General features: G+C 43.7%; 21 protein-coding genes and 1 pseudogene. 13 read left to right on the top strand and 9 right to left on the bottom strand.

All coding sequences use genetic code 11. The annotated features are described in order from the left end of the window. Positions 1-26 precede the first annotated feature (26 nt). The 4 genes from RMZ42_RS03115 to RMZ42_RS03130 all read left to right on the top strand — a co-directional run bounded on the left by RMZ42_RS03115 (position 27) and on the right by RMZ42_RS03130 (position 8,068). Positions 27-2,588 carry a CHAT domain-containing protein gene (locus tag RMZ42_RS03115; protein ID WP_322670020.1) on the top strand — a complete coding sequence of 854 codons (2,562 nt, stop codon included), beginning with the start codon at positions 27-29 and terminating at the stop codon, positions 2,586-2,588. Between the two features lie 194 nt (positions 2,589-2,782). Beyond that, the gene (locus RMZ42_RS03120) at positions 2,783-3,703 is read left to right on the top strand and encodes a DUF928 domain-containing protein (protein WP_322670021.1); all 921 of its coding nucleotides are present in this window, start codon (positions 2,783-2,785) and stop codon (positions 3,701-3,703) included. A gap of 190 nt (positions 3,704-3,893) precedes the next feature. After that, the gene (locus tag RMZ42_RS03125; RefSeq protein ID WP_322670022.1) at positions 3,894-6,770 is read left to right on the top strand and encodes a CHASE2 domain-containing protein; all 2,877 of its coding nucleotides are present in this window, start codon (positions 3,894-3,896) and stop codon (positions 6,768-6,770) included. Then, positions 6,767-8,068, top strand: coding sequence for a response regulator (locus RMZ42_RS03130; RefSeq protein WP_322670023.1), 1,302 nt, complete (start codon positions 6,767-6,769; stop codon positions 8,066-8,068). Before RMZ42_RS03125 ends, RMZ42_RS03130 begins: the two co-directional genes overlap by 4 nt. Here the strand turns inward: RMZ42_RS03130 and RMZ42_RS03135 are convergent. The 4 genes from RMZ42_RS03135 to RMZ42_RS03150 all read right to left on the bottom strand — a co-directional run bounded on the left by RMZ42_RS03135 (position 8,052) and on the right by RMZ42_RS03150 (position 12,163). Next, entirely contained in the window at positions 8,052-9,056 is a 1,005-nt protein-coding gene (locus RMZ42_RS03135) for an HNH endonuclease (RefSeq protein ID WP_322670024.1), read from the bottom strand. The genes RMZ42_RS03130 and RMZ42_RS03135 overlap by 17 nt on opposite strands. A gap of 242 nt (positions 9,057-9,298) precedes the next feature. Then, positions 9,299-9,886 (bottom strand): hypothetical protein, encoded by a 588-nt coding sequence (locus RMZ42_RS03140; RefSeq protein WP_322670025.1) that lies wholly within the window; start codon positions 9,884-9,886, stop codon positions 9,299-9,301. Positions 9,887-9,933: 47 nt separating this feature from the next. After that, positions 9,934-10,119, bottom strand: coding sequence for a hypothetical protein (locus RMZ42_RS03145; protein WP_322670026.1), 186 nt, complete (start codon positions 10,117-10,119; stop codon positions 9,934-9,936). A 367-nt stretch (positions 10,120-10,486) separates the two neighbouring features. Then, entirely contained in the window at positions 10,487-12,163 is a 1,677-nt protein-coding gene (locus tag RMZ42_RS03150; protein WP_322670027.1) for a mechanosensitive ion channel, read from the bottom strand. A gap of 292 nt (positions 12,164-12,455) precedes the next feature. Here RMZ42_RS03150 and RMZ42_RS03155 point away from each other — a divergent pair, with 292 nt between their 5' ends. Then, positions 12,456-12,899, top strand: coding sequence for an SRPBCC family protein (locus tag RMZ42_RS03155; RefSeq protein WP_322670028.1), 444 nt, complete (start codon positions 12,456-12,458; stop codon positions 12,897-12,899). 71 nt (positions 12,900-12,970) lie between these two features. Here RMZ42_RS03155 and RMZ42_RS03160 read toward each other — a convergent pair whose 3' ends face one another. Then, on the bottom strand, positions 12,971-13,795 hold the full coding sequence (locus RMZ42_RS03160) for a SirB1 family protein (protein ID WP_322670029.1): 825 nt from the start codon (positions 13,793-13,795) through the stop codon (positions 12,971-12,973). 572 nt (positions 13,796-14,367) lie between these two features. On the opposite strand from RMZ42_RS03160, the gene atpD reads away from it, so the two are divergent. The 3 genes from atpD (at position 14,368) to RMZ42_RS03175 (ending at position 18,837) form a co-directional block, all read left to right on the top strand. Further along, positions 14,368-15,816, top strand: a complete 1,449-nt coding sequence (atpD, locus tag RMZ42_RS03165) for a F0F1 ATP synthase subunit beta (RefSeq protein ID WP_322670030.1) — start codon at positions 14,368-14,370, stop codon at positions 15,814-15,816. Between the two features lie 225 nt (positions 15,817-16,041). Next, on the top strand, positions 16,042-16,455 hold the full coding sequence (gene atpC / locus RMZ42_RS03170; protein WP_322670031.1) for an ATP synthase F1 subunit epsilon: 414 nt from the start codon (positions 16,042-16,044) through the stop codon (positions 16,453-16,455). Positions 16,456-16,728: 273 nt separating this feature from the next. Next, positions 16,729-18,837, top strand: a complete 2,109-nt coding sequence (locus RMZ42_RS03175) for a flotillin family protein (RefSeq protein ID WP_322670032.1) — start codon at positions 16,729-16,731, stop codon at positions 18,835-18,837. Between the two features lie 132 nt (positions 18,838-18,969). Here the strand turns inward: RMZ42_RS03175 and RMZ42_RS03180 are convergent, their stop codons facing one another. Then, complete coding sequence (locus tag RMZ42_RS03180; RefSeq protein WP_322670033.1) at positions 18,970-19,629, bottom strand: hypothetical protein; 660 nt, start codon at positions 19,627-19,629, stop codon at positions 18,970-18,972. Between the two features lie 92 nt (positions 19,630-19,721). Between RMZ42_RS03180 and RMZ42_RS03185 the strand changes: the two genes are divergently transcribed. Next, the gene (locus RMZ42_RS03185) at positions 19,722-21,512 is read left to right on the top strand and encodes a serine/threonine-protein kinase (RefSeq protein WP_322670034.1); all 1,791 of its coding nucleotides are present in this window, start codon (positions 19,722-19,724) and stop codon (positions 21,510-21,512) included. 10 nt (positions 21,513-21,522) lie between these two features. Here RMZ42_RS03185 and RMZ42_RS03190 read toward each other — a convergent pair whose 3' ends face one another. Beyond that, positions 21,523-21,822 carry a 30S ribosomal protein PSRP-3 gene (locus RMZ42_RS03190; protein WP_094333099.1) on the bottom strand — a complete coding sequence of 100 codons (300 nt, stop codon included), beginning with the start codon at positions 21,820-21,822 and terminating at the stop codon, positions 21,523-21,525. Positions 21,823-21,959: 137 nt separating this feature from the next. Here RMZ42_RS03190 and RMZ42_RS03195 point away from each other — a divergent pair, with 137 nt between their 5' ends. The 4 genes from RMZ42_RS03195 (at position 21,960) to RMZ42_RS03210 (ending at position 25,279) form a co-directional block, all read left to right on the top strand. Continuing rightward, positions 21,960-22,430, top strand: coding sequence for a DUF29 domain-containing protein (locus tag RMZ42_RS03195; RefSeq protein ID WP_322670035.1), 471 nt, complete (start codon positions 21,960-21,962; stop codon positions 22,428-22,430). Positions 22,431-22,485: 55 nt separating this feature from the next. Next, entirely contained in the window at positions 22,486-22,956 is a 471-nt protein-coding gene (locus RMZ42_RS03200; protein WP_322670036.1) for a DUF29 domain-containing protein, read from the top strand. 44 nt (positions 22,957-23,000) lie between these two features. Then, positions 23,001-23,804 (top strand): TIGR01548 family HAD-type hydrolase, encoded by an 804-nt coding sequence (locus RMZ42_RS03205; RefSeq protein ID WP_322670037.1) that lies wholly within the window; start codon positions 23,001-23,003, stop codon positions 23,802-23,804. 86 nt (positions 23,805-23,890) lie between these two features. Continuing rightward, positions 23,891-25,279 (top strand): cytochrome P450, encoded by a 1,389-nt coding sequence (locus RMZ42_RS03210; RefSeq protein ID WP_322670038.1) that lies wholly within the window; start codon positions 23,891-23,893, stop codon positions 25,277-25,279. 58 nt (positions 25,280-25,337) lie between these two features. Here RMZ42_RS03210 and RMZ42_RS03215 read toward each other — a convergent pair whose 3' ends face one another. Further along, complete coding sequence (locus RMZ42_RS03215) at positions 25,338-26,141, bottom strand: tetratricopeptide repeat protein (protein ID WP_322670039.1); 804 nt, start codon at positions 26,139-26,141, stop codon at positions 25,338-25,340. Positions 26,142-26,147: 6 nt separating this feature from the next. Continuing rightward, positions 26,148-26,369 (bottom strand): annotated as a pseudogene (locus RMZ42_RS03220) (hypothetical protein); the annotation flags it as partial.

The following is a 26,369-nucleotide window of genomic DNA, read 5'->3' on the forward strand; positions in this document are numbered from 1 at the left end:
TTAAACCTTTATGCCGGGAATTACTGATGATTTTCCAAATTAAACAACGTCGTTGGCTATATATTAGTCTGGGTATTTTGAGCTTGTGTTTGGCAATAACCATTACACCTGCTAGAGCATCTCTGCAAATACCAACAACTTCTACCCTGAATGTGTCAGTATCAACTTCCCAGCCTAGCAATTGGCTAGAACAGGGACGAAAACTATACCATTCAGGACGCTTTGCTGAAGCAGTGACGATTTGGCAAACAGCAGCACAACAGTATCATACCCAAGGCGATCGCTTGAATGAAGCTCTAAGTTTAAGTTACCTCTCACTAGCACAACAGGAACTTAATCAATGGCAAGTAGCTCAACAGTCTATTGAGCAAAGTCTGAAACTGTTGCAAACCTCCATTCCCTCTGCTGATGCAATTCTCTGGGCACAAGCACTTAATACGCAAGCAAATTTGCAATTGCACACTGGCAAAGCTGAAACCGCTCTCGAAAGTTGGCAACAAGCTCAAAAATTTTACGAGCAAGCAGGCGACACAATGGGAAGCTTAGGTAGTCAAATCAACCAGGCACAAGCTTTACAAACTTTAGGATTTTACCGCCGTTCTAAACAGCAGTTAGAGGCACTGACTCAAAAACTCCAAAGGATGCCGGATAATGAAGTCAAAGTCAGTGGACTGCGATCGCTTGGTTTAGCTCTGCAAATAATTGGCGATAGTAAAAGTCAACAGATTTTAGAACAAAGTTTAGCGATCGCTCGCCAAATTTCAGCCCAACCTCAGTTAAGTTCTATTCTGATCGCCCTGGGCCAAACTGCCGTTGACTTGCAAGATCCAGAAGCCGCATTAGATTACTTTGAACAGGCTCAACTCTTAACAACTAACCCAAGCGATCGATTACAAGCCCGTTTAGCTCAGTTCAAACTTTTCCTCAATTACGACAAACTGGAGTTTGTTAACCCACTCGCACCTCAACTACTCCAACAACTCCGGGAACTGTCCCCCAGTCACACCTCACTCTACGCAGCGATCAATTTTGTTGCCACTCTCAACCACCAGTCAAATTCTGAGCAAATTCTACCTCTGAAAGATTTGGCACAACTGATGGCAGTCACAGTCCAGTCTGCACAGCAAATCCAGGATACTCAAGCCGAAGCTCATGCACTCAATCAGTGGGGAAAACTCTATCAGCGTACACAGCAGTTATCCCAAGCACAGGAGTTAACTCAGAAATCCCTTAACATTGCCCGCCAACTCCAAGCTAACGATATCATTGCTCAATCTGCTTGGCAGGTGGGACAGTTGTATAAACAACAAGGCGATCGCTCAAAAGCGATTACCGCCTATACAGAAGCAGTCAACGCTTTAAAGGCACTGCGGGGAGATTTGGTGGCTATCAACCCTGATGTCCAGTTCTCTTTTCGCACCAGTGTAGAGCCTGTCTACCGAGAACTGGTTGATTTACTTCTAGAGAATCAACCTAGTCAAGCAGAACTAATACAAGCTCGTGAATTGATTGAGGCACTCCAAATTGCGGAACTCGATAACTTTTTTCGGGAAGCTTGTTTAGATAGAACTCAACAGATCGATCGAGTCGATCCGACTGCAACGGTCATTTATCCGATTATCCTGCCAGATCGTTTAACAGTAATTCTCTCCAAAGCAGGGCAACCACTGCGTTCCTATGTCACTCACAAATCTCAAGCTGAAATTGAGCAGACTCTAGACAATTTTTTGGTTGCTCTTAACCCTGTTTCGGATTCTAAAAACCGAGATCGATTATCTCAACAAATTTATGGTTGGTTGATTCGTCCAGAGTCAGCAGAGCAAGCATTTATTGATACCAAGACATTGGTGTTTGTTTTGGATGGTCGATTGCGGAACATTCCCATAGCAGCTCTTTTTGACGGTAAGCAATATCTGATCGAGAAGTATGCTGTGGCACTCTCACCAGGATTGCAACTAATGGCGACGCGATCGCTTCATCAAAACCACATCAGTGCGATCGTTGGTGGCATTAGCCAATCTCGCGCTGGCTTTAGTGCTTTGCCCGCCGTGGAATCAGAAGTGAAACAAATCTCCAAGGCGGTATCTTCTAGGGTGTTACTGAATCAGGAATTCACCAGTCAAGCCCTTGCTGAACGTGTGAAATCTAGTAGTGCAGGTATTGTCCACCTAGCAACCCACGGACAGTTTAGTTCCCGCCTCGAAGACACCTTCTTGCTCACTTGGGATGGACAAGTCAATGTTAAAGAATTATCTGAACTCCTGAAAAATCGGGGTAGCGATCCATCAAAAGCCATCGAGTTGCTGGTACTAAGTGCCTGCGATACTGCCACAGGCGACGATCGCGCCGTCCTGGGACTGGCGGGGTTGACTGTCAAATCCGGCGCTCGCTCAACTATCGCCACCCTATGGCCCGTCAAAGATCGGGCAGCCGCGATGCTCATGACTCGCTTCTATGACCAACTCCGACAACCCAAAATCACTAAAGCCGAAGCACTAAGACAAGCACAAATTAGCCTAATTCGCCAAACTGATTTCCACGAACCGTTCTTTTGGTCTGGCTTTGTTTTGATCGGCAACTGGATTTAGCTAAGTAATAAAACGCAGTTTATTGTAAATAAATTAGACTATTTTTTACAACAGTTGCTTTCCATATCGCCTATACTGCTAGTAGAAGTTCCTTGATTTTACTCTTACTTAGACTGATTATCTGAACTTCTGAACATAGTCGAAAGAAACGTATTTTGTTTGTATCATATTTCAACAACATAAGGAAAAAGATCGTGAAACGTCGATATTTAGCTAGTACATTGAGCGTCATCGCTCTGATCGCTAGCAGTACATGGACTACTGCCCATGCTGTTACATTTACCCCACCCCCCAACAGTAGCTCTCCTAGACAATCAACTGGGGGAGCTTCTCGCGGTAGTATGTTTACCCCTGCTGTCGGCAAAGGTGCGCCCAGACAAGCAACTGGAGGAGCTTCTCGTGGCAACCTCTTTACACCTGCTCCTGGCAAAGGTGCGCCCAGACAAGCAACTGGAGGAGCTTCTCGCGGCAAGCTCTTTACACCTGCTCCTGGCAAAGGCGCTCCCCAACAAGCAAGTGCGGGAGCTTCTCGTGTTGGTACTTACTACTTGAATCCATCGACTACAAGTACAACGCAACCAGCAGCGCTAATCGCCCTCTTGCCCCAAAATTTCTATGGCACAACAGTATCTGAACGTCCCACAATCTTGGTGTATCTCCCAGCTTCCAATGCCGAAGAAGCAGTGTTCAGCCTCAAAGATGAAGCTGGCAATATGCAACATCAGATGAACATTTCAGTTGCAGGAAAAACCGGAGTAATCGCGATCGAATTACCAGCTAATGCACCCGCTTTAGCCGTTGGTAAAAACTATCAATGGTTCCTAGCACTGAAAGTAGATGGTCAACTCAGCCCAAGTACGCCTTACGTCGATGGTTGGATTCAGCGTATCCAGCCCAGTGCAGAGTTGGCAACAGCAATCCAAGAGCAAGATGCTTTGAAGCGGGCTACTATTTTGGGTAAAAACGGTGTTTGGTATGACTGTGTGGCAACACTGGCATCGGTATACACTACTCAACCTAACAATGCAACTCTCCGCAAACAATGGGAAGAACTTTTATCCTCAGTTAGTTTGAAAGAGATTGTAACAGCGAACTTATTAGCATCTACTAACTAATACCAATTTGGGCATTGGGTATGGGAAGAGACAAGCTAGACAAAGGAGAGGGGGAGACAAAGAAGAAACTTGTTCAATAATTCCCCCTTATCCCCTTTGTTTCCCTCTTCTTACTTCCACACAGTCCCCATTACTTCTTAATCCCCAGAGGGAACCCTACCTTTCCCAATCCCCATTGCATGACACAAATATGTGGCGCAGATTCCAGGCTTTGATCCAACGCACTCGCAGCGTTTTGATTATTACTCCTAGCGTTGCCTTAACTGTTATGGTTGGGCAATCTTTGGGACTTTTCAATTTACCGGAATGGAAAATTCGCGACGAATGGGTTCGCCAGCGATCTTCACAGGCGATGCCTATGGCGGGCTACGCCTACGCAGATGAGATTGTGATTGTTACAATCGATGAGCGCGATATTCAATCGGTGCGTAAATGGCCAGTTCCAGACTGGGCGCTGGCACGATTACTAGAAAAAATCCGGGCGCAGCAGCCGAGAGCCATTGGCTTGGATCTCTATCGAGATTTACCGGAAGGAAGTGGACACAAGCAACTTGTTCAAGTCTTTCGCAACACTCCCAATTTAATCGGAGTTGAGAAAATTACTGGCGAACGCGTCAATCCCCCACCGGAATTGAAAAAACAGGATCGGGTAGGATTAGCAGATTTAGTCTTGGATGGCGATCGCTTTGTACGTCGCGCCCTCTTGACAGCTGAAGATGCCAAAGAGAAAAACACCATTAAAGCCGGACTAGCAACCCTTGTAGCCCTAAAGTACCTCGAAGCTGAGAAAATTAGCTTAGAAAGCATTGACCCCCAACAACAAAAGTTTCAGTTGGGTAAAGAAATTTACTTACCACTGCAAAATCAAGAAGCAGGTTATACCGATGCCGATTTAGGAGGCTATCAAATTCTGTTGAATTGGCATGGAACAGAAGCCGCATTTCGGACAGTTGCGATGCGCGATGTGTTAGCAGGGAAAATTCCGGCAGATTTGATGCGCGATCGCATGGTATTTATTGGATCGATTGCCTCCAGTACCAATGATTTCTTCAGCACACCCTTCTCTTCTTGGGTATCTGCTCAAAAACCGACTCCAGGTGTGGTTGTTCATGCCAATATTGCTCATCAACTAGTACGAGGAGCAAAAACAGGAAATGCCAGTCTGCACGGTGTTTCTGGCATTTATTTATCACTCTGGATTGTTTTGTCGTCTGTCATTGGTTCTACAGGCAGTTGGTTGTTATCCAGTAGCAAGCTGCGGATTCCTGGCGGCAAAATTCTTTGGGCAACTGTAGGCATCAGTGGAGCCTATATATGGGGTGGCTATGGGATGTTTTTGTATGGTGTTTTAATTCCGGTAACACCCACCTTAACCGCGTTTATTGGTAGTGTGATTGCAACAACTAATGCCTACAAACAGCGGAAGTTAGAAGAAACCAATCGCCAACTAGAAATTGCCAACAGTCAACTATTGGATTATTCCAAAACCCTAGAGACAAAAGTCGAAGAACGCACTCATGAATTAGTGGAGGCAAAGCAAACTGCCGATGCTGCCAATCAGGCCAAGAGTGAGTTTCTCGCCAACATGAGCCACGAACTACGCACACCTCTCAATGGCATCCTTGGTTTTGCCCAGGTACTAGAAGGATCGCCAAATATGACAGCTAAAAACCTAGAAGGAGTCAGCATTATCTACCAATGCGGCTCGCATCTTTTGATGCTGATTAATGACATTCTCGATCTCTCGAAGATAGAAGCAAGGAAATTGGATTTGGTTGTCACTAGCGTGCATTTGCCCAGTTTCTTACATGGTGTGACTGAGATTTGTGGTATCCGGGCTGAACAGAAAGGAATTGGATTTAATATCTTAATTAGCGATCGCCTACCACTTGCCATTGAAACTGATGAAAAACGACTGCGACAAGTGTTAATTAACTTACTGGGCAACGCGATCAAATTTACAGATAGCGGTAGCGTAACCTTCACAGTGGAAGCCATTAGTGATTCGTCACTTGTACTGAGCGAAGCCGTTGGCGCAGCCTCTCATAGAGAAGTATTGGTCATTGGTCACGAGTCTAAACAAATGACAAATGACAATGGACAAATGACACATCAGAAAATTCGTTTTCAGATTGAAGATACAGGCATTGGGATGTCACCAGACCAACTAGAGAAAATCTTTTTGCCCTTTGAGCAAGTGGGTGAAGCAGGGCAACGATCTGAAGGTACTGGCTTGGGATTGGCGATTAGCCAAAGAATTGCGGCATTGATGGAAAGCCAAATTCAGGTGCAGAGTCACCTGGGTGAAGGAAGTCTGTTTTGGCTGGATTTGACAGTATCAGTACCACTCGCTCATGACTGGCTTGGAGGAGCGATGTCTACAACGGATTACACGCCAACTCCCCAGAAAATTACCGGGATTCAGGGTAGTGCGCCTCAAATTCTGATTGTCGATGACGATCGCAACCACTGTTCTATGTTGACCAATTTGCTGCAAGAAATTGGCTGTCGAACCTTGGAAGCAACCGATGGCAAACATGGGCTACAAGTAGCAATTGAACACAATCCAGATGTGATTCTACTCGATTTAGCGATGCCTAATATGGATGGTTTTGAGCTAATGGTTCACCTGCAAGCGAATCCACAAACCTGTTCTATTCCGATTATCGTCTCTAGTGCTAGCGTTTTTGAGTCAAATCGTCAGCGGAGTTTAGAGGCAGGGGCAACAGCATTCCTACCCAAACCTCTCCAGATTGACGAACTACTCAATAGACTGCGATCGCTATTAGGAGTGGAGTGGATATATGCTGAATCTTCGCCTCCCAAAGATGAGCAGATAACTAGTAGTGAATGGGTTCTACCATCTCAAGATGTTTTGCAACAACTCTATCATCTGGCAATGATGGGAGATATCTCGGCGATTGAGGGAATGTTAAGAGAACTAATTGAAGAAAACACTCAACTAGCTCCCTTCGCAGCAGAGTTAAGCAAACTCACTGCCAATTTCCAAACCGGAAAAATCCGTAAGTTACTCAAATCATTTGTCACAACGGAGTTACATCCATGATCGCTGTTCCGATCTCGAAACCCATACATATTTTGTTAGTGGATGACAATCCAAACAATCTCAAGGTGCTATCTGAAGCGATTCAGAAGTGTGGCTGGAAAGCCCTGATGGCAACAGATGGAGAGTCAGCGATCGAACAAACAGAATATGCTCATCCCGATCTGATTCTTTTGGATGTGATGATGGCAGGTATTGATGGATTTGAAACTTGTCGCAGACTGAAAACCAATCCGATCACCCAGAATATTCCAGTAATTTTCATGACTGCCCTATCTGATTCTACAGACAAGGTGGCCGGATTGGAAATAGGTGCAGTTGACTACATTACCAAACCCTTCCAACACGAAGAAGTTATTGCCCGTTTAAAGTTACACCTCAAGATTTCTCATCTCACCCGCACACTAGAAGAACGCGTGCAAGAACGCACCAGAGAATTAACTCAATCTCTACACCAATTACGGCAAACCCAACTACAAATGATCCAGAGTGAGAAAATGTCCACATTAGGGCAGTTGGTTGCAGGTATTGGTCATGAGATTAATAATCCGGTTGGTTTTGTTGGCGGAAATTTATCTTATATTGAGGAATATGTAAATAATCTACTTCGCTTAGTAAGCCTGCAACAGCAGAAGCTAACGCAGCCAGACTCGGAAATTCAAGAGCTTGTCGAAGAAATCGACTTGGAGTATCTGACAGAGGATCTGCCAAAACTACTGGCATCAATGCACCAAGGAATTACCCGTCTGAAAGATATCAGTCTTTCTTTGAGAACTTTTACTCGCGCAGATATTTCATCTCAGGTGGAGTTTCAGATTCACGAAGGAATCGATAGCACCTTAATGCTGTTGAAACATCGACTCAAAGGCAATGGCGATCGCCCTAAAATCCAGGTTGTCACACAATACGGTGAGTTACCTCCAATTAGTTGCTATCCCGGACAACTGAACCAGGTATTTATGAATATCATCGCTAATGCCATTGATGCATTTGATGAAGTTCATCAAAACAATTGCGATCGAGATATTGCTGTTTGCCCGAACACGATCGCCATTACCACATCGGTCGATCCCCAACAAAAAACCGTCACAATTTGCATCCAAGATAACGGGCCCGGTATGCTTACTGAGGTGCAATCTCGAATTTTTGAGCAATCTTTCACAACCAAGGCTGTGGGCAAGGGAACCGGGCTAGGATTAGCGATCAGCTACCAAATTATTGTTGACAAACACAACGGACAAATCAAATGCTTATCAACACCTGGTGAGGGGACAAAATTTATTATTACTCTGCCGATGTAGTTTCTATGCCAAAACCTCCAGCTTCGATATGACGAACTAGCGATTGAATAATGGGTGTAGCAATACTAATACCAAATAAAGCATTGAAGCCTGCAACAACAACTGGTGCTGACAAAATAACTGTAAATTCTGGAAATAAAGCTAACACAGCCACCAAGACTAAAAAAACAATTGGTGTCGCAATACCTGCTGCCTTTGCTGCTTCAAAAATTAGATTTTTATACTCTTCAACAGTAATATCGCCCCGATAAAGATCCAAAGAGTAAGAAATCGCCGTGACTACAACCTGAGTGAGAATAGCTGTTCCCGTTGCAGTAATCCCAAGTTTGGCGATCGTCCCAGAATTGCTGACAATAGAATCTACCGCATTATAAACCCGAATATAAAACTGTTCGCCAACAGTCATGACTTTGGCTCCTCGGCGGAGATTGTCAACACCTACTTCCCAAAGAATATTATCAGCAGCATTCGATCCACCTTGGGAACGTGGATTAATGTGGCTACCATGCTTATCTCTAAGAAATTGACGAATTGTATATTCTTTACCTCCAAGCTTTGATGTGCCAGGAATTTTCTCAAAAAGCTTCATGACATCTGCATCAGAGCGAGGTAAGTCTCCTACCCGAACACCAGCACGATATCTAAGCCGATTTGCAATCTTGGGCATCTCTTGGGCTAATTCGGCAGCTGTCTTTGGTAAATTTTGCAAAGCATCAGCCATAACCATGCTAGATGCAGCAACTCCAACAGCAGTTTGTTGAAATGTTTGACTAACATTTTGAACAGTTTGAAAACTTGATTGTGTTGCGATAGTTGACAAACTTTGTAAATCATTGACTGCATGGACACTTGAAGTAGTCATCTCGCTAGTAGCGTTCTTGATTCCATCAACTACCTCATTCATCCCGTTTACTACATTGTTGGCTGCTTCTTGAGCTTTATCTCTAACCGTATCTGCCAACTTTTGTGCTTCGTTGATAAAATCCATGTTTTATGCCGTGGAGTGTTTGCTCCAGTTTCTCTTTCTCAAACTAAGAAGCACCTCAGCATTCATGACGAATTTGCTTCCAAAAATTTTAAAGATATAGTAATCATTTTATATTGTTTGTGTATGTTACTTTTAAAAACTTCACTGTCCGATTATGTACAGCAGATGATGCCATGCAGTCTCAGCTATAAAGTTACAAGTATACTAACAGTAATGGTCATACCAATTACTAAAAAATAGCCTCATGGTTTGAGGTTTAGCGATTTAATAAAAGATGCACCATTTGTTTTTAGTTCTTCAGATGATGGGGTTATTATTACAGCTTCAACAGCATAATTTTTCTTCATACAAAGCAGACTTCTCTGATATAATAATTTATTATTTATATTCAATCCTTTTTTCTTAATTTCTTCTTGCAAGGAAGTACTGGGTTTGCCCATTAAAGTAAAGTCTTGACAGCTATATCCACTTTGATTAACGGAAGACTGAGATATTTGTTTACCCTGAATAAAATTTGTTTGATTAGCAGTTTTAACTAGAAGCTGTAAAACTTTTGGAATTCTCTGCGGGGCTATTTCTTTGGGAAGAGTTGAATGGGTCACTGAATATATAGATTCACTCTTAATAGTTGCCCAATTTCGGTTATTAATCCCTTTTGTTGGAGAACTAGCTTCTTCTAAAATAGTCCCTGGCATTAAAATACTAAAATTTCCTTCTTTGGATGTTAAAAGTTTTTCTTGGGATGATGCAGGTGTGCAAGCCGATAAAACAAATATCCCGAAACAATTAATTATCCAAAAACGTTTAAGAATGTTGATAAGTAAATCCATAAGTGTTACTGGTTAATAATTTTTATTTAAAATGTCAAGTTATTCTTTCAACTCATGCACAGGCTGTTGTAATTTTTAGCGTTTGGCTGACGAATTACAGCCAATATCTTCAACACAAGGTCTTGTTTTAAGTTTTCCCATAAAAGTGGTTTTTGTAACACAAAAGCTGCCAAATCAAATCTTGACTCAATATTTCCCAACAAAACGGCACTCATCATTTCAATAACCCACATCAGCAAGGCTTTCGGTAATTTTGAGAAAATTGATTGTTACTGCGATGGACTACACCCCGCCTTCTTGCGATGTCTACAACAGGCTGCGCCTACGCGTCCTTCCTTTATCCCCAGCTTTCCTTAATACTAAGGAATTTGTCACTTACGTCGCTAAAAAAGGTGACTCGGAAAATACGATTAAATTGAGCTTCCAAACTCGGAACTTGAGCTTTAGAACTTGAGATTACGAGTTCTCTACTCAAACTCCGAGTTTCTAAGCTGTAACTTTCAACCTTTTAAGCAAAATTGCCGATAGATTTTCTGCACTATTGATGCTTACGGCTGCACTTTTCCAGATTTACAGATGAAATTGCGCCTCGATCAATTTTTAGTTTCTACCTTTGAAAGAGTTTAACCATTCTTGAACTTGCTCTCTTGCAATATCGCGCCCTCCAAGACCAAAGGCTAGGGCAATAGCAACTGCGATCGCACCTAGTAAAAGTCCAAAGGCTAAATTCACAATATCACTGGCAACTCCAATCTGTTGCAGTGCCATTGCAGAAACTAAGGCAATAATGGCAATCCGTGCCACTTGTCCTAAAATCTGGGCTTGGCGATCGCCTGAACTGGTAATGATGTTAAAAGCCAAATTTGCCAGGAATAAGCCAATGGCAAAGATTACCAATCCGGCCAAAATCCGCCCGAATATAATCACAATCCCAGACACTAATGCTGTCAGGGCTGGAATATTCAAGATATTCACCGCCGCCACTGTAGCAAACAGCATGATCCCCACTAAAGCAACAATGCCTACAACTTCTGATGGAGTGCGGGTTGGAATCGGTGGGGTTGCTGATTCTGTGGAAATGACGATTCGTCGACCGGGTGTAGTCAGACCCAAAATAGTGAAAATGTTATTAAACCCTAAATTGGTGAGGATACTTGTAACTAAGTCCGCGATAAACCGCCCAATGAAATAAGCAACAATCAAAATTGCTGCGGCTGTAAAGATGGCAGGTAAGGCGTTGAGAATCTGTTGCAGCATAGCGATCGCCGGGACAGATATCGCATCAATTCGCAAGGCATTCAGCGCTGCGATCGCCACAGGAATCAGAATCAAAACATAGACAATTGTGCCGATAATACTCGATAGAGGTTGTACCCCCGCACTTGTAGATAATCCCAACCGACTACCTAAATGGTCAAGACCAGTTGTTGCCAGCAAGTTCGTCACAATCCGCCGTACTACATTAGCGATGAACCAGCCAACTACAGCAATCAAGATCGCCGCTAAAATGTTCGGCAGAATTAGCAGAACTTCTGTAATTAGAGCTTGTACTGGTTGTAGAGCCTGCTGTAGTCCGAGAGTATCCAAAATTGGAGCGAGAAACAGTAAAAATATAAACCAATACAGAGCGTTGCCAATCGTCTCACTTAGAGACAGCTGATTGAGGCTGGGTGCTCTGTCTTCTGGTTCTGGATTCAAACGCTCATCCAGGTTAAATGCCTGTAATGAGCGCACAGTGATAATCTTCACAATCGTCGCCAAAAACCAGGCTGCTACCAAAATGATTCCTGCACCAACCAACTTTGGCAAAAAGCCAATAAGTTGATTGAGAAAATTATTCAGGGGTCGAGAGGCTATCTCCAGATCCAATGTCTGTAAAACAGCAACCGCCGTCAACAGGATAATGCTCCAAAAAACTAAACTGGAGATTAATTTCTCCACTTGGGGAACATCTTGACGACCCGTTATCCCAGCAGCAATGCGGTTATCTATGTTTGTGCGCTTGAGGATTCCTCGCGTCACTGCTGCTGCGATCGCTGCAATCAGCCAACCTACGAGTAAGATTGCTACCGCCCCTAAAAGACGAGGCGTAAATAGAATCAACTGTTGAACAATACCTTGCACATCAGCGATTCCTTGATTCACTGCTGGTTGTATTGGTTGCAGGCTGGGCGATGATTGTGCCAAAAATTGCTGCACCTTTGTGGATAAACCAACTCCATAGGCGTAGCCCGTCGTAGACATCACCTGGGTTATTTCTTGCCAAGTTGTGTTCATGGTTTTCGGGAATTATGCTTAAGTATTCGCCGCAAACACTGAGTCAGTGTTTTGCCTATCAATTTACCAGTAAAAACATACATATTTACTCATATTTGATTTAATATACGGGCATTGGGCAAAACAGTGTTGAGTAATGAGTAATGAGTAATGAGTAATGAGTGCTGAGTTAGGAGTTAGGAGTTTCGTTTATCTCCTTGTCCCCTTGTCTCCCCTGCCCCTCTGCTTCCCTGCTCCCACTTTGCTGAATTTTGCGTTACTCTAATTGCAGCAACAGCACTAAAGATGTGGAATGTCCCAAGTTTTGGAACAATCGATTCAAATTAATGCTACAGCTACAGTGGTGGAGCGCTGTATTAGCGATTTAGCTCTCATGCACCGCTGGCTCAACCCCGTTCTCCGTTGCGAACCTGTGGGCGAAGCTTGGAGTACAAATGTCGGCAGTAAAAGTCGTTTTATTATTCAAATTCCTCTACTGAAACCCACCTTGAATAGCGTAGTTGTAGAACGACAACCGGGTTTGGTAGTCTGGGAATTTCAGGGGTTTTTTCAAGGGCGCGATCGCTGGGAATGTCAGCCAACAGAAAAGGGAACGCTTTTACTCAACCGCTTTGAGTACGATATCCCTAACCCTTTAATTAGTTGGGGCTTCAACACTTTTGCTGCATCTTGGACAAAAGAAGATATGCAAGCCCAACTCCGCCGCCTCAAACGAGTTGCAGAAGAACAAAATTAGTCATTTGTCATTTGTCATTTGTCATTTGTCATTGGCTTACTAAAATTTTCCCAGTTCCTAGTCTTTATTCCCTACTTGTTTTTACCCAATTCGGTAAGTAGCCGCCGAATCACAGATGCATCCTCGGCATCGGGAACTTTTGCTAAATAATTTTGTAAGTCGTCTATGGCTTGGGGGTAGTAACCGAGTTGATAGTAGATCAAACCGCGATCGCGCAATTCTAAGGTTAAACCAGGAAACAACAACAAAATTCGTTCGACTGCTGCCAGCGTTTTTTCTAACTCTTGCTGTTTGAGGTAAATAAATTTTAAATTTGTCAACATCCGGGCCAAAAATTGCCGATTACTAACTACAGCCAAAAATTCTGGTTGTAGCGTCACAGGTTGCTGATAAAGTTGAGATAGGCGTTCTTCGCAATCTTGGGTAAATATTATTTCACCACCATCGAAAGCATCCACAAAAATCTCTATATCAGGAATATCTGGGCGGATCAGGAAATGTCCTGGCATACCTATACCGACCATCGGAAAATCAATACGTCGAGCAACTTCCAGGTAAACCAGCGCTAAGGTAATGGGAATCCCTAATCGGCGATCGATTACATCATTGATAAAGCTGTTACGGGGATCGTAATAGTTAATTTTATTACCAGAAAATTTTAAATCATCGTAGAGATACTGATTAATAGTTTGAACTATTCGCAAAGGATAACGTGAATCAGGCAGGCGTTCTTGAAGCTCCCATGCCATTGTATCAAGGGCGTTGAGATATTCCTCTGGGTCTAACTTGGGATATTCTTCTTGTGCAATGTACAAAGCTGCCTTTGCTAGGTCAATTTGCTCGTCAGACTGCTGAATCTCCTGGTAAAAATATTGTCGTGCTGACGAGAAGTTCATAGGCTATTGCTCGGTGTAAGTGTGAGGATGAAGCCGCAGGTACGCCCAATTCAAGCATCGCGGCTTGGCTAAAAACTGTTTTTGTATCTATCTTTCTTTATCTTATGGATATTCAGAAGTTTTGGAAATGTAGTTTATGGATAGCTTTATATATCTATTACTAACTAACTTTTAGTAAATGCTGCCTTGGTGATGTATTTTATGGGCTGTAACCACGCAAAATATATGACGTAATACAAATATGCATTATTTTAAGACCAAAGTTTAGATATCAAAATATCTGCTTTTTGCCTGCAAGTGTAAATATTTAGGGAAGTTAGAATAATAGTATGTTTTGATACAGTATAGGAAAATTAGGGCGATCGCATTTGAAAAATGAAATTAAGATAAACTTGAGCGTATTCTGTCAATCTGGTCAGGATCGGGACTACAACCCCAACCACCAAACTCCTTTTTAAGGAATTACTAAGAAAGTTATGTCCCCGTCCGATGCTAGAGTGAAAGGTGACATTTCTTATTCTTATGTCTTCTCCGACCTTATCTGAAATCTAGCTTCACTCATTAGGCGCAGCATGGTCACAACCGCAGAAAAAACAAACATTGGCTACATTACCCAAATCATTGGCCCAGTTGTAGACGTTAAATTTCCCGGCGGGAAATTGCCACAAATCTACAACGCTTTGAAAATCGTTGGCACCAACGAAGCTGGACAGGAAATCAACATCACCGTTGAAGTACAGCAACTGCTGGGCGACAACCAAGTGCGGACTGTTGCGATGAGTTCCACCGAAGGCTTAGTGCGCGGTTTTGAAGTCACCGATACAGGCGCTCCCATTAACGTGCCAGTTGGTAAAGCCACTTTGGGTCGAATTTTCAACGTCCTTGGCGAACCTGTGGACAACAAAGGCCCTGTAAATGCTGAGGCAAGTTTACCCATCCACCGCTCTGCTCCCAAATTCACCGACCTGGAAACCAAACCTTCCGTGTTCGAGACTGGGATTAAAGTTGTTGACCTTCTGACTCCCTATCGACGCGGCGGTAAGATTGGTCTATTCGGCGGTGCTGGTGTTGGTAAGACCGTAATCATGATGGAATTGATTAACAACATCGCTACTCAGCATGGTGGAGTATCCGTATTTGCTGGCGTGGGTGAACGTACCCGCGAAGGCAATGACCTTTACAACGAAATGATTGAATCTGGGGTTATCAACAAAGACAACCTCAACGAATCAAAAATTGCTCTAGTTTACGGTCAAATGAACGAACCACCCGGAGCAAGAATGCGGGTTGGTCTTTCAGGATTGACAGTAGCAGAATACTTCCGCGATGTGAACAAGCAGGATGTGCTGTTGTTTATTGACAACATTTTCCGGTTTGTACAAGCAGGTTCGGAAGTATCGGCGTTACTCGGTCGGATGCCTTCAGCGGTGGGATATCAGCCCACATTGGGAACCGACGTAGGTGAACTGCAAGAGCGGATTACCTCGACTACCGAGGGTTCCATTACCTCCATTCAAGCAGTGTACGTACCAGCGGATGACCTCACCGACCCCGCACCTGCTACCACCTTCGCCCACTTGGACGGAACTACAGTACTGTCTCGCGGTTTGGCTGCTAAGGGAATTTACCCCGCAGTTGACCCCCTTGGCTCAACTTCCACCATGCTTCAGCCCAATATTGTCGGTGACGAACACTACAATACGGCGCGGGCGGTGCAATCAACTCTGCAACGTTATAAAGAACTCCAAGACATTATCGCCATTCTCGGTCTAGATGAATTGTCTGAAGAAGACCGTCTGATCGTAGCGCGGGCGCGGAAAGTTGAGCGTTTCTTGTCTCAGCCGTTCTTTGTGGCAGAAGTATTCACCGGTTCTCCTGGTAAGTACGTGAAGTTGGAAGATACCATCAAAGGGTTCCAAAAAATTCTGTCTGGTGAGTTAGATGCTCTGCCAGAACAGGCTTTCTACTTGGTTGGCGATATTAACGAAGCGATCGCCAAAGCTGACAAAATCAAAGGTTAGTCATTAGTCATTGGTCATTGGTCATTGGTCACGGGTCATTGGTCATTGGTCATTAGTCATTAGTTCAAGGCTAATGACTAATGGCAATTACAAATGACAAAGCGCAAAGTCTGAGCGCCAGCTTCCGGCGTTGGCGCAGCCCGCCGTAGGCATCAGAACTTTGTAAGAGAGGACAAAAGACAAAAGACAAAGGACAAAAGACAAAGGACAAAGGACAAAAGACAAATGACATTAACCGTTCGTGTAATTTCCCCAGATAAAACAGTCTGGGATGCCCCGGCTGAAGAAGTAGTTTTGCCTAGCACCACTGGTCAACTAGGTATCCTCACTGGACACGCACCCCTTTTGACCGCCCTGGATACTGGTGTAATGCGAGTTCGCGCCGCTAAAAATCAGAATTGGGAAGCGATCGCCCTTTTGGGTGGCTTTGCCGAAGTCGAAGAAAATGAAGTGACAATTCTGGTTAACGGCGCTGAACGTGGCGACAAAATTAACCTTGATGAAGCCCGTACTGCTTACAACCAAGCAGAAGCTCGTCTAAGTCAAGTGTCAGCAGACGATCGCCAAGCCCAAATCCAGGCAAATCAAGCCTTCAAACGCGCCCGCGCTCGGTTTCAAGCGGCTGGCGGTTCGGTCTAATTTAACTTTCTATTTCAACTTTGTAGGTTGGGTAATGTCCAACCTACAAATTATTTATGAATAACTCAGGAGTCAGGAGTCAGAAATCAGTATTAATTCTGTATGGGTGCTAAAACTTTCTCCGTAAATGGATGGAGTATTCTGAATCCTGAATTCTGAATTCTGAATCCTTGTTTATTAAATTTTAAAAAAATTACGTCAAGTTTAAGAAATCGAGGCAAGCCTTAGTGAAGTGTTAACTTAGCTAATTAGTTGCCCAGATGGGCACAGATTATGAAAAGCCTTTCATCTTTGCTTGGTACTCGTAAACAAAATAAGGTAGCTCGTTTTGCAGCATCGATCGTAGCAACCTTAGCGATGGCTTCGCCAACGTCTTTGACGATCGCTGAAAGTATTCACTCTGCCAATGCCACGCCTGTAAAAACAACTACTGCATCAGTCCAGCTAAATCAGACCAAACCAAATATTGCTCAGTTACAAATTAGCAAGACTCAATATCAAGCTGCTGGAATTAATCCTGTTGTAGTGGTTCCAATTCTACTTGTGGGCGGTTTAGTTATATTTGTACCCTTATTCTTTGGCGGACTTGTAGTAATTGGCGAACGTGAAGTAGGTATTGTAGTTAGAAAATTTACCCTTTCCGGGCGCGGACTCCCAGCCGGTAGTTTAATTGCCCTCAACGGCGAAGCTGGCTTGCAAGCAGATACTTTAGCTCCTGGTTGGCATTGGGGTTATTGGCCTTGGCAGTATTCTGTAAAAAAAGAGCCAGTGGTTGTCGTCCCCCAAGGAGAAATCGCTTTGATTGTGGCAGCAGATGGTCAACCCAACCCACCAGAGCGGATTTTGGGTAAAATTGTCAGTTGCGACAACTTCCAAGATGCTCGAAAATTCCTCACCGAAGGCGGTGAAAAAGGGCGGCAAATGGGTTTTCTCACCGCAGGTACGTACCGGATCAATACCGCTCTGTTTAAAGTCATCATGGCAGCAAATGCTAGCGCTCATGGCATGGCTCCAGAACAGTTGCGAGTGTACAGTCTGGCATCGGACAAAGTTGGCATCGTTACTACCTTAGATGGTGTGCCAATTTCTGCCGGCGAACTTGCAGGCCCCATAATTGAGGGACACGACAACTTCCAAAATGGTCAGAAATTTATTAATGGCGGTGGGCGGCGGGGCTTACAAGAGCAAACCTTGCTTTCTGGTTCTTGGAACTTAAACCCTTGGTTTGTCCAGGTTGAACAAGTGCCGATGACGGAAATTCCCATTGGGTATGTGGGTGTGGTAATTTCTTTTGTGGGTAAGGCACATCAAGATGTTAGCGGCGCAGCTTTCACCCACGGTAACTTGGTGAATCCTGGACATAAGGGCGTGTGGGTCGAACCGCTATATCCTGGTAAGCACCCGATTAATTCTCGGATCATGAAGATGGAACTGGTGCCAACGACCAACATTGTCTTAAATTGGTCAGATCGCACCGAACGCCACAGCTATGATGCTCAACTGGCTTCCTTGACAGTGCGATCGCGAGATGGGTTTGCTTTTGATTTGGAAGTAGCGCAAATTATCCATGTGGGTGCTTTAGATGCTCCGAAGGTAATTTCTCGCGTTGGTGCAATGCAAAATCTGGTAGACCATGTATTAGAACCAACTATCGGTAATTATTTCCGCAACTCAGCCCAAGACTATACTGTACTAGACTTTCTCACCGCTCGCAGCGAACGACAAGCTGAGGCTGCTGAGTATATTAAAACAGCATTGCGGGCTTATGACGTGCAAGCGATCGACACCCTGATTGGTGATATTCAGCCACCAGCATCGTTAATGCAGACACAGACAGACCGGAAAATTGCTGAAGAAGAACGCAAGACTTATGAAGTTCAGCAGATGGCGCAAACCCAACGGCAGCAGCTTGTCCGGGAAACAGCACTGGCTGATATTCAGCAAGAAATGGTGAAGTCGGAGCAGAGTGTACATATTGCTGACTTGAAAGCCCAAGCCCAAATTAAGCAGGCGACTGGTGAAGCCGAGGGGACAAAACTTCGGTCAATTGCTGAGGCTGAAGGTATTCGGGCCACAGGTAACGCCAAAGCTGAAACTTACCGCGCGGGTGTGGAAGCCTTGGGTTCACAAGGTTATACAGCAATGCAACTAATGCAGATTATCGGCGATCGCAATGTCCGCTTGATACCAGATGTCTTAGTTGGCAGTAACGGCAGCAATAACGGTTTAGTGGATGGGCTACTATCCATGATTTTATGGAATCAAACTGGTAAAGGTGAATTGACACCAACACCTTTGCATCCACAACCAGTAACCAAAGCACAACCAACCCCAGAAAACGGTCATCCACCTATAGTTGTGAATTTTCCTGTAGATAAGTAACATTAGCAACATCTGGTAGGGGCGTAGATATGTGCGCCCCCAATACGGTTTGGATAAGCAGGGGAGGCAGGGCAGGAAATAGTTACAACGAGATACGTTCAGCCTCTTCTGGCAAACTAAAATTCAATCGTTTTACCTTCTAATTGTCCGTCGCGAAAGATAGATTCGCTCTACATCAGAACGAGCAGCGATCGTTTGGATTAACAAAGGGGTAACTTCCGCCACCACAATTGGTGTATAAAGAGATTGATAAATGACCCGTTGGTTACTTTCCTTAAGTTGGTTTACAAGAGGTTGCTGAATTAGCTGATAGTGAGATTTAAGAGTATTTAAGTGATTTTGATGCTCAGTACGGTTCGATCCTTGATAAGGCTGAACTGTTTCTCCTTTTAGATGAAAAATGACCTTGATAGGGGTATTACCGCCTTGAGCAATGCGATTAACTAATTCGGTTTCCAATTTGCCAACGAAGCCCTTATTGTTGATTGCTTGAATAGCCTGCTCTAACACTTCCTGACTAATTTGATTGCCAGCAGGATCAAGGGATACACCATAGATATTGCCTTGGGTATCTATTAGCTTAAACCGCGTGATTCCAGTATCAGCTAGAGTTACTTGGTTAACTACACTGAGGCTGTTAGCCGAGATTCCTGTAGTCTTAGAAACCTCTAACTTAGCTTTTTCAGCTAAATTGTTTAATGTCTGTCCTAAAAGCGGAAGGCTAAAGGCTACTGTAGGCACAAATGAGATAACAGCAGATAAGCAAACGGTTAGACCTAAGAATTTCTGCATCTTGATTTTATACTTGCTCGTAAGCATTTCCGAGTTATAAGTAACTAAAAACAGCTATATTTTATTGTGGATGCTATGTAGGCAAAGAAATTTTGCTTTTAGAAGAACGTTATCGTTTACTCAAGCAGATTGGTAAAGGTGGATTCTGTAAAACCTTCCTCGCAATAGACGAAGGTAAGTTTCCGCCAGTTCCTTGCGTCGTTCAAGAATTATCGCTGGAATACGAAATATCTAAAAATTTTCAGCAAATGGCGCAAAAGCTAGAAGAATTAGGAAAGCATCCGCAAATTCCCGCTTTATTGGCTTATTTTCAGCAGAACGGGCATTTTTATTTAGTGCAAGAGTTTATTGCAGGCACTAATTTAGCTCAGGTGGTTGAAGAAGAAGGTGCTTTTAATGAAACTCAGATTTGGCAACTGTTAGAAGATGTGCTGCCAGTTTTGCAGTTTATTAGCGATCGCCACATCATCCACCGCGATATTAAACCCCAAAATATCATCCGTAGATCCCCAATTACCAAGAAGGGGGATTTCGTCATAGTCGATTTTACCACTGCGAAAATCGTCACAGAAATCGATCGGCTAACATCTGAAACTAGTATTGGCAGTGCAGAATACGCTGCACCAGAGCAGACAAAAGGAAAAGCGGTTTTTGCTAGTGATTTATATAGCTTGGGTGTAACTTGTATTTACTTACTTACCCAGATTCCTCCCTTTGATTTATATGATATTGCTAACGATTGCTGGGTTTGGCAACAATATTTTACTACTAAGGTAAGCGATATCTGGCGACAAGACTCAAAGAGTCTACGCTTGGCGCAAATTCTCGACAAGTTGCTACAAAATGCTGTTAACCGCCGCTTTCAATCAGCTGATGAAGTTATGCAAGCAATGGGTATGGAATGTAAAACTCAAAATTTTAAATTACCAAATCCTCCTTGGCGATGCTTGCATACCTTAACTGAGCATTCTGGGACATTTAGTAGTGTGAATGCCCTTGCCATTAGTCCTGACGGTTACACTTTAGCCAGCGCTAGTGATGACAAAAACATCAAATTGTGGGATTTAAATACTAAAAAAGTCCTAGCTAGCTTGTCAGGACATTCCCAAGCTGTAAAATCAGTTACCTTTAGTCCTAATGGTCAAATTCTGGCAACTGCTAGCAATGATAAAACTATCAAATTGTGGCAGGTTGAAACATTAGAGGAAATCTGCACCCTCTTGGGACACGCACAGGCTGTAAAATCAGTTGCTTTCAGTCCAGATGGGCAGATTCTCGCTAGTGGTAGCTGGGATAAGACAATCAAACTCTGGGATGTCAATACTGGCAGAGAAATTTGCACCATAGCTGGACACCAATTAAAGATAAATTCAGTAGCATTTAGTCCCCAAGGACAGCTTTTAGCCAGCGCTAGTTATGACAGAACAATTCGCCTGTGGCAATTGAGAGCATTTGGAGGCTTTGAGGAAAAATTTGAAAACCGCCCATGCTATAGCTTGTTAGGCACCCTTTCGGGTCATGCATGGGCGGTTTTGACAGTCGCTTTTAGTCCTGATGGTCAAATTTTAGCGACGGGTAGTGATGATAACACTATTAAATTATGGGAGGTAAACACTGGTCGGCTAATTTGCACGCTTGTAGGCCATTCTTGGTCTGTGGTGGCTGTGGCTTTTACTGCCGATGGCGAAACGCTCCTAAGTGCAAGTTGCGACAAAACAGTTAAACTTTGGAGGGTAAGCACAGCAGAAGAGATTGTTACTCTCTCTGGTCATGTAGACTCAGTATCTGCTGTTGCTGTGAGCAAAGTTACACAATTAATTGCAAGCGGCAGCCGGGACAAGACTATCAAACTGTGGCAGCTTGTAGAACAGGACAATAGCTAATTTTGTAATATCAAGCGCTACCTGTAAAGGCAACTTCTGGAAATTTCAACTGAGCTTCTGCCATTGGACGGTTTCTGCCTTCCTCTTGCCAGTAGTTAATCACTTCTGTTGCTTTGTTAAGCAACTCAACACGATCTAGATCGGTAATCCAATGTTTGGACTCTAATTCCTTTTTTAACTCTTCCCAGGCATCATTTCTGGGCCAAAAAAAGTACTTAGTCAAGGGACTGGTGCCTTTGCCTACAACTTGGTCGACTGCGAGAGCAACGTTCTCGTCTAACCACAAAATTTTCAAAATAAACTTGGTCAATCACACCTCCGGGAATTTCCGGGCATTATTTAACAAGGATAGCGATCGCTTATTTTAACGCAATACCCTATCAAATGACCAAACTGTAATTAGATTGGGCTAGCATAAGGTATAGTCGGCGCTAACTAAAGAGGCTTATGACTGCCCAACTGCCCCAATCTCAAACAACATCTGGTTCAGATTTGTATGAGCAAGACTTTTACCTGTGGATTCAAACCACGGCAGAACTGCTCAAACAAGGTCGGCTCACAGAACTGGATTTGGAGAATTTGATTGATGAAATTGAAACGATGGGCAGGAGTGAAAAGAAAGCACTCAGAAGCAATTTGGAAGTGGTGCTGATGCATCTATTGAAGTACAAATATCAAGCCGAGAAGCGCTCTGGTAGTTGGCGAGCAACAATTCGTGAGCATCGCAAACGCCTCAGACAAGCTCTAGAAGAAAGTCCTAGCCTTAAACCCTATTTTGATGAAGTTTTCGGGCTGTGTTATGACGATGCTAGACTCTTGGCTGCTGATGAAACGGAATTGCATTTGGCTACCTTCCCGGAACACTCTCCCTTCACGCCAGAGCAAGCCCTTAACCCCGATTTTTTACCTGAGCCATAATCACACCCTGATTTAGAAAATTTTGCTGTTAATTTTGAATTCGGAGCGAAGCGACGTGACTGCCCAATTGCCCCAATCTCAAACAACATCTGGTTCAGATTTATATGAGCAAGACTTTTACCTGTGGATTCAAACCACAGCAGAACTGCTCAAACAAGGTCGGCTCACAGAACTGGATTTAGAGAATTTAATTGAAGAAATTGAAACGATGGGCAGAAATGAAAAGCGGTCATTGGAGAGCAATCTGGAAGTCTTGCTGATGCTTCTGCTCAAATATCAAATTCAAACTGAAAGACGGTCAAAAAGTTGGCAGTACACAATTTTGGAACACCGCAGGCGAGTCCAAAAGGCACTTCAGGAAAGTCCGAGTTTGAAACCTTACTTTGAGCAAGTTTTCGATGAAAGCTATCAAACCGCTAGACGACTGGCTGTGATTGAAACTGGATTAGCGATCGCTATCTTCCCCGAACAATCTCCTTTCACGCCAGAGCAAGCCCTCGACCCCAATTTTTTACCTGAGTTATGATCTCACGTTTTATGATGATTTAAAACTCTTTTGCTTCCTACCCCATGACTCCACAAACTTCTACAAAGGCGATCGCTATTTTCGATATTGATGGCGTTGTACGCGATGTTAGCGGTTCCTATCGTCGTGCGATCGCAGATACCGTAGAATATTTTACTACCCAAGCATATCGTCCAACCCCGCTAGATATTGACCTACTGAAGTCTGAAGGCGTGTGGAATAACGATTGGGAAGCATCGCAGGAATTAATTTACCGTTATTTTGAAAGCCAAGGACAGAGCCGCGAACAACTGCAATTAGATTACAGTGCGATCGTTGCTTTTTTTCAATCGCGTTACCGCGGCCTAGATCCAAACAATTTTACAGGGTATATCTGTAATGAACCTTTATTATTACAACCTAGCTATTTAGAACAACTTACTCAAGCTGGGATTGCTTGGGGATTTTTTAGCGGTGCGACTCGTGCTTCTGCGAACTATGTCTTAGAAAAACGCCTGGGTTTGGAATCTCCGGTGTTGATTGCGATGGAAGATGCACCAGGTAAACCTGACCCCACCGGACTTTTCGCTACAGTTCGTGAATTAGATAATGGAATTGAGCAAAAATTAGCGATCGTGTATGTGGGAGATACGGTAGCAGATATGTATACCGTCGAGAAAGCGCGGGGTCTAGATTCTTCTCATACTTGGATTGGTGTAGGAGTTTTACCTCCCCACGTACAGGAAACAGCAGCGCGTAGTCATGCTTATGGTGAGACACTAATAGCAGCAGGAGCAGCAGTAGTTTTGCGTAATGTCCAAGAATTGACTCCAAGGCAGATTCAAGAATTGGTGAGTTCATCTGCTTGATCTGTGGTCTAAGATTAATCAAGCTAGGGGTGCATGAATAACTGGCTGATAACAATCTTGCTTTAATCATTGGGAGATTAATAAAAATGTCTGCACTTAAACTTCCTAACGGCCCTCAAACTCACCCTTGGGTACAAACGTATCAGTGGTTGACTAATCCCTTAGAATACATGGAAGACTGTGCTAAAAGCTATGGTGATATCTTCACTCTCCGAATTGGCCCAGTTTTTACGCCTCAAGTATTCATTAGCAATCCTCAAGCGATTCAGCAGATTTTTACGACAGATCCCAAACAATTAGATTCTGGTGCAGCAGCAGGTTCAGGAACGCCTTTATTGGGGCAAAATTCTCTACTATCCTTAGAAGGAAAACCTCACCAGCGCCAGCGTAAACTGCTGACACCTCCTCTACATGGGGAAAGAATGCAGGCTTATGGTGATTTAATCTGTGAAATCACCAAGCAAGTAACTAGCCACTGGCCAGTCGGGGAAACCTTTACAGTCTTGTCATCCATGCAAGAAATCTCCTTTCAGGTGATTTTGAAGGCTGTATTTGGTCTAAAGGACGGACTTCGTTATGAAAAACTCAAAGAAACACTGATTGCTATCCTGAATCCAAAAAGACCTGTTGTACGGGCAATAATGCTGTTTTTCCCATTATTACGACAAGATTTCGGGCCTCGCAGTCCTTGGGGAAGTTATCTACGTTTGCGGCAGGAAATGGACGATCTCATCTATGCTGAAATTCAAGAAAGGCGATCGCTTGCTGACCAGTCTCGAAGTGATATTCTGTCTTTAATGATGGCGGCTCGTGATGAAGCAGGTGAGCCGATGACAGACATAGAATTACGTGATGAATTGATGACTTTGTTGATTGCAGGTCATGAAACTACCGCTAGTTCCTTAGCATGGGCACTGTATTGGATTCATCATCAACCTGAAGTCCGTGAAAAACTGGTGCAAGAATTGGATAGCCTGGGTGAGAAAAAAGACCCGAACGCCATTTTCCGATTACCCTATTTGAATGCAGTTTGTTCGGAAACAATGCGCCTGTATCCGGTGGCGATGTTGGGATTAAATCGATTGGTTAAATCACCTCTAGAAATTGTAGGCTACAAATTTGACTCTGGGACTATATTAGTTCCTTGTATTTATTTGAGCCATCATCGAGAAGATTTATACCCCAATTCCAAGCAGTTTAGGCCAGATCGTTTTCTAGAAAGACAATTTACTCCAGCTGAATTTTTGCCCTTTGGTGGCGGGAATCGTCGCTGTATTGGCATGGCATTTGCCCTGTTTGAAATGAAACTGGTATTGGCAACTATACTATCTGATTGGCAAATGAAACTAGCTGATACAAAGCCAGTACTGCCAGTTCGGAAAAGCTTCCTGTTAGCACCAGGCGGTGGTGTACCAATGGTGGTAACTGGAAAGCGTCAGCAAAATCAGCGAGTTCTTGAGAGTAACTTAGTGTAAAAAGTCTCAGAATCAGGTGGGAGCGATCGCTTCGCATCCCTTTTGATTTACTTGCTAATTACTGGATTTTCAAGAATTTATCCAAAGCTGTAACTAGGCTGGGAGGCCAACGGCGGATATTTTTTACCCAGTCAATATCTTTATAGCGGCTATCAAGTCCATAAGCTGCTACCCAGTTGCTTTCAGCTTCACCTTGTTCTCCATTTACCCAATATGCAGCTGTGAGGGCGGCACGCACATCAGCAAATTTGGAGTATTTACGGGCGATATTTCGCATTTCACGGATTGCTTGCTCTTTTTGACCGATTTCATACAAAGCCAAGGCGTAGTTAGCACGGGCGAAGGCAAAATTTGGGGCTATCTCATTAGATTTTTTATAGTCTGCGATCGCCGAATCCCATTTTCCTAAACCTGTTTTGGCATTTCCGCGATTGTTATACGCCATCGCATCATTAGGATCGAGTTCTAAGACATGATTATAATCTGCGATCGCCGAATCCCATTTTCCCATCCCTTCCAACGCCGCGCCCCGATTTAAATATGGATCGGTAACATTTGGTGCTAGTTCTATGGCTTTGTTATAATCTGCCAACGCCTCTTGTAACTTATTCTGACTCACCCGCGAATTACCCCGGTTACTCCACGCCCCCGCATTCGTGGGAAATTGCTCAATAATCTTTGTCCAGTAAGTTTCAGCTGTAGCAAAATCACCTTGATTCGTCGCTATAAACGCTTGATTGGCCCACTCATCGCCTTGTTTTAACTGTTCTTCAGTAATAGGCGCTTGAGATTGTGCCATGACTGGCGCACCCCAGCCAAACAGAATTAACAAACTGAGAAAAATACTAATCAACTTAATCATCTAGGTTTACCTGTTTATCTTGAAGATGGGGAGTGGGGAGTGGGGAATGGAGTTCAAAGACTCGTCGTCGAGTATTAAAGACTCATTAACGGAGTTCAAAGACTCATTCACGAGTATCAAAGACTCGTCGCCGAGTATCAAAGACTCATTCACGAGTATCAAAGACTCGTCGCCGAGTATCAAAGACTCATTCACGAGTATCAAAGACTCATTCACGAGTATCAAAGA

It is taken from the genome of Nostoc sp. DedQUE05, assembly GCF_034530955.1.
Lineage (GTDB): Bacteria > Cyanobacteriota > Cyanobacteriia > Cyanobacteriales > Nostocaceae > Nostoc.

Bases quoted from the DNA above. Each gene is read 5' to 3' on its own strand.
- RMZ42_RS03115 (WP_322670020.1), top strand. From the start codon at position 27: ATGATTTTCCAAATTAAACAACGTCGTTGGCTATATATTAGTCTGGGT.
- RMZ42_RS03125 (WP_322670022.1), top strand. From the start codon at position 3,894: ATGTGGCGCAGATTCCAGGCTTTGATCCAACGCACTCGCAGCGTTTTG.
- RMZ42_RS03130 (WP_322670023.1), top strand. From the start codon at position 6,767: ATGATCGCTGTTCCGATCTCGAAACCCATACATATTTTGTTAGTGGAT.
- RMZ42_RS03135 (WP_322670024.1), bottom strand. From the start codon at position 9,056: ATGGATTTTATCAACGAAGCACAAAAGTTGGCAGATACGGTTAGAGAT.
- RMZ42_RS03140 (WP_322670025.1), bottom strand. From the start codon at position 9,886: ATGGATTTACTTATCAACATTCTTAAACGTTTTTGGATAATTAATTGT.
- RMZ42_RS03145 (WP_322670026.1), bottom strand. From the start codon at position 10,119: ATGTGGGTTATTGAAATGATGAGTGCCGTTTTGTTGGGAAATATTGAG.
- RMZ42_RS03150 (WP_322670027.1), bottom strand. From the start codon at position 12,163: ATGAACACAACTTGGCAAGAAATAACCCAGGTGATGTCTACGACGGGC.
- RMZ42_RS03155 (WP_322670028.1), top strand. From the start codon at position 12,456: ATGTCCCAAGTTTTGGAACAATCGATTCAAATTAATGCTACAGCTACA.
- RMZ42_RS03160 (WP_322670029.1), bottom strand. From the start codon at position 13,795: ATGAACTTCTCGTCAGCACGACAATATTTTTACCAGGAGATTCAGCAG.
- atpD (WP_322670030.1), top strand. From the start codon at position 14,368: ATGGTCACAACCGCAGAAAAAACAAACATTGGCTACATTACCCAAATC.
- atpC (WP_322670031.1), top strand. From the start codon at position 16,042: ATGACATTAACCGTTCGTGTAATTTCCCCAGATAAAACAGTCTGGGAT.
- RMZ42_RS03175 (WP_322670032.1), top strand. From the start codon at position 16,729: ATGAAAAGCCTTTCATCTTTGCTTGGTACTCGTAAACAAAATAAGGTA.
- RMZ42_RS03180 (WP_322670033.1), bottom strand. From the start codon at position 19,629: ATGCAGAAATTCTTAGGTCTAACCGTTTGCTTATCTGCTGTTATCTCA.
- RMZ42_RS03195 (WP_322670035.1), top strand. From the start codon at position 21,960: ATGACTGCCCAACTGCCCCAATCTCAAACAACATCTGGTTCAGATTTG.
- RMZ42_RS03205 (WP_322670037.1), top strand. From the start codon at position 23,001: ATGACTCCACAAACTTCTACAAAGGCGATCGCTATTTTCGATATTGAT.
- RMZ42_RS03210 (WP_322670038.1), top strand. From the start codon at position 23,891: ATGTCTGCACTTAAACTTCCTAACGGCCCTCAAACTCACCCTTGGGTA.
- RMZ42_RS03215 (WP_322670039.1), bottom strand. From the start codon at position 26,141: ATGATTAAGTTGATTAGTATTTTTCTCAGTTTGTTAATTCTGTTTGGC.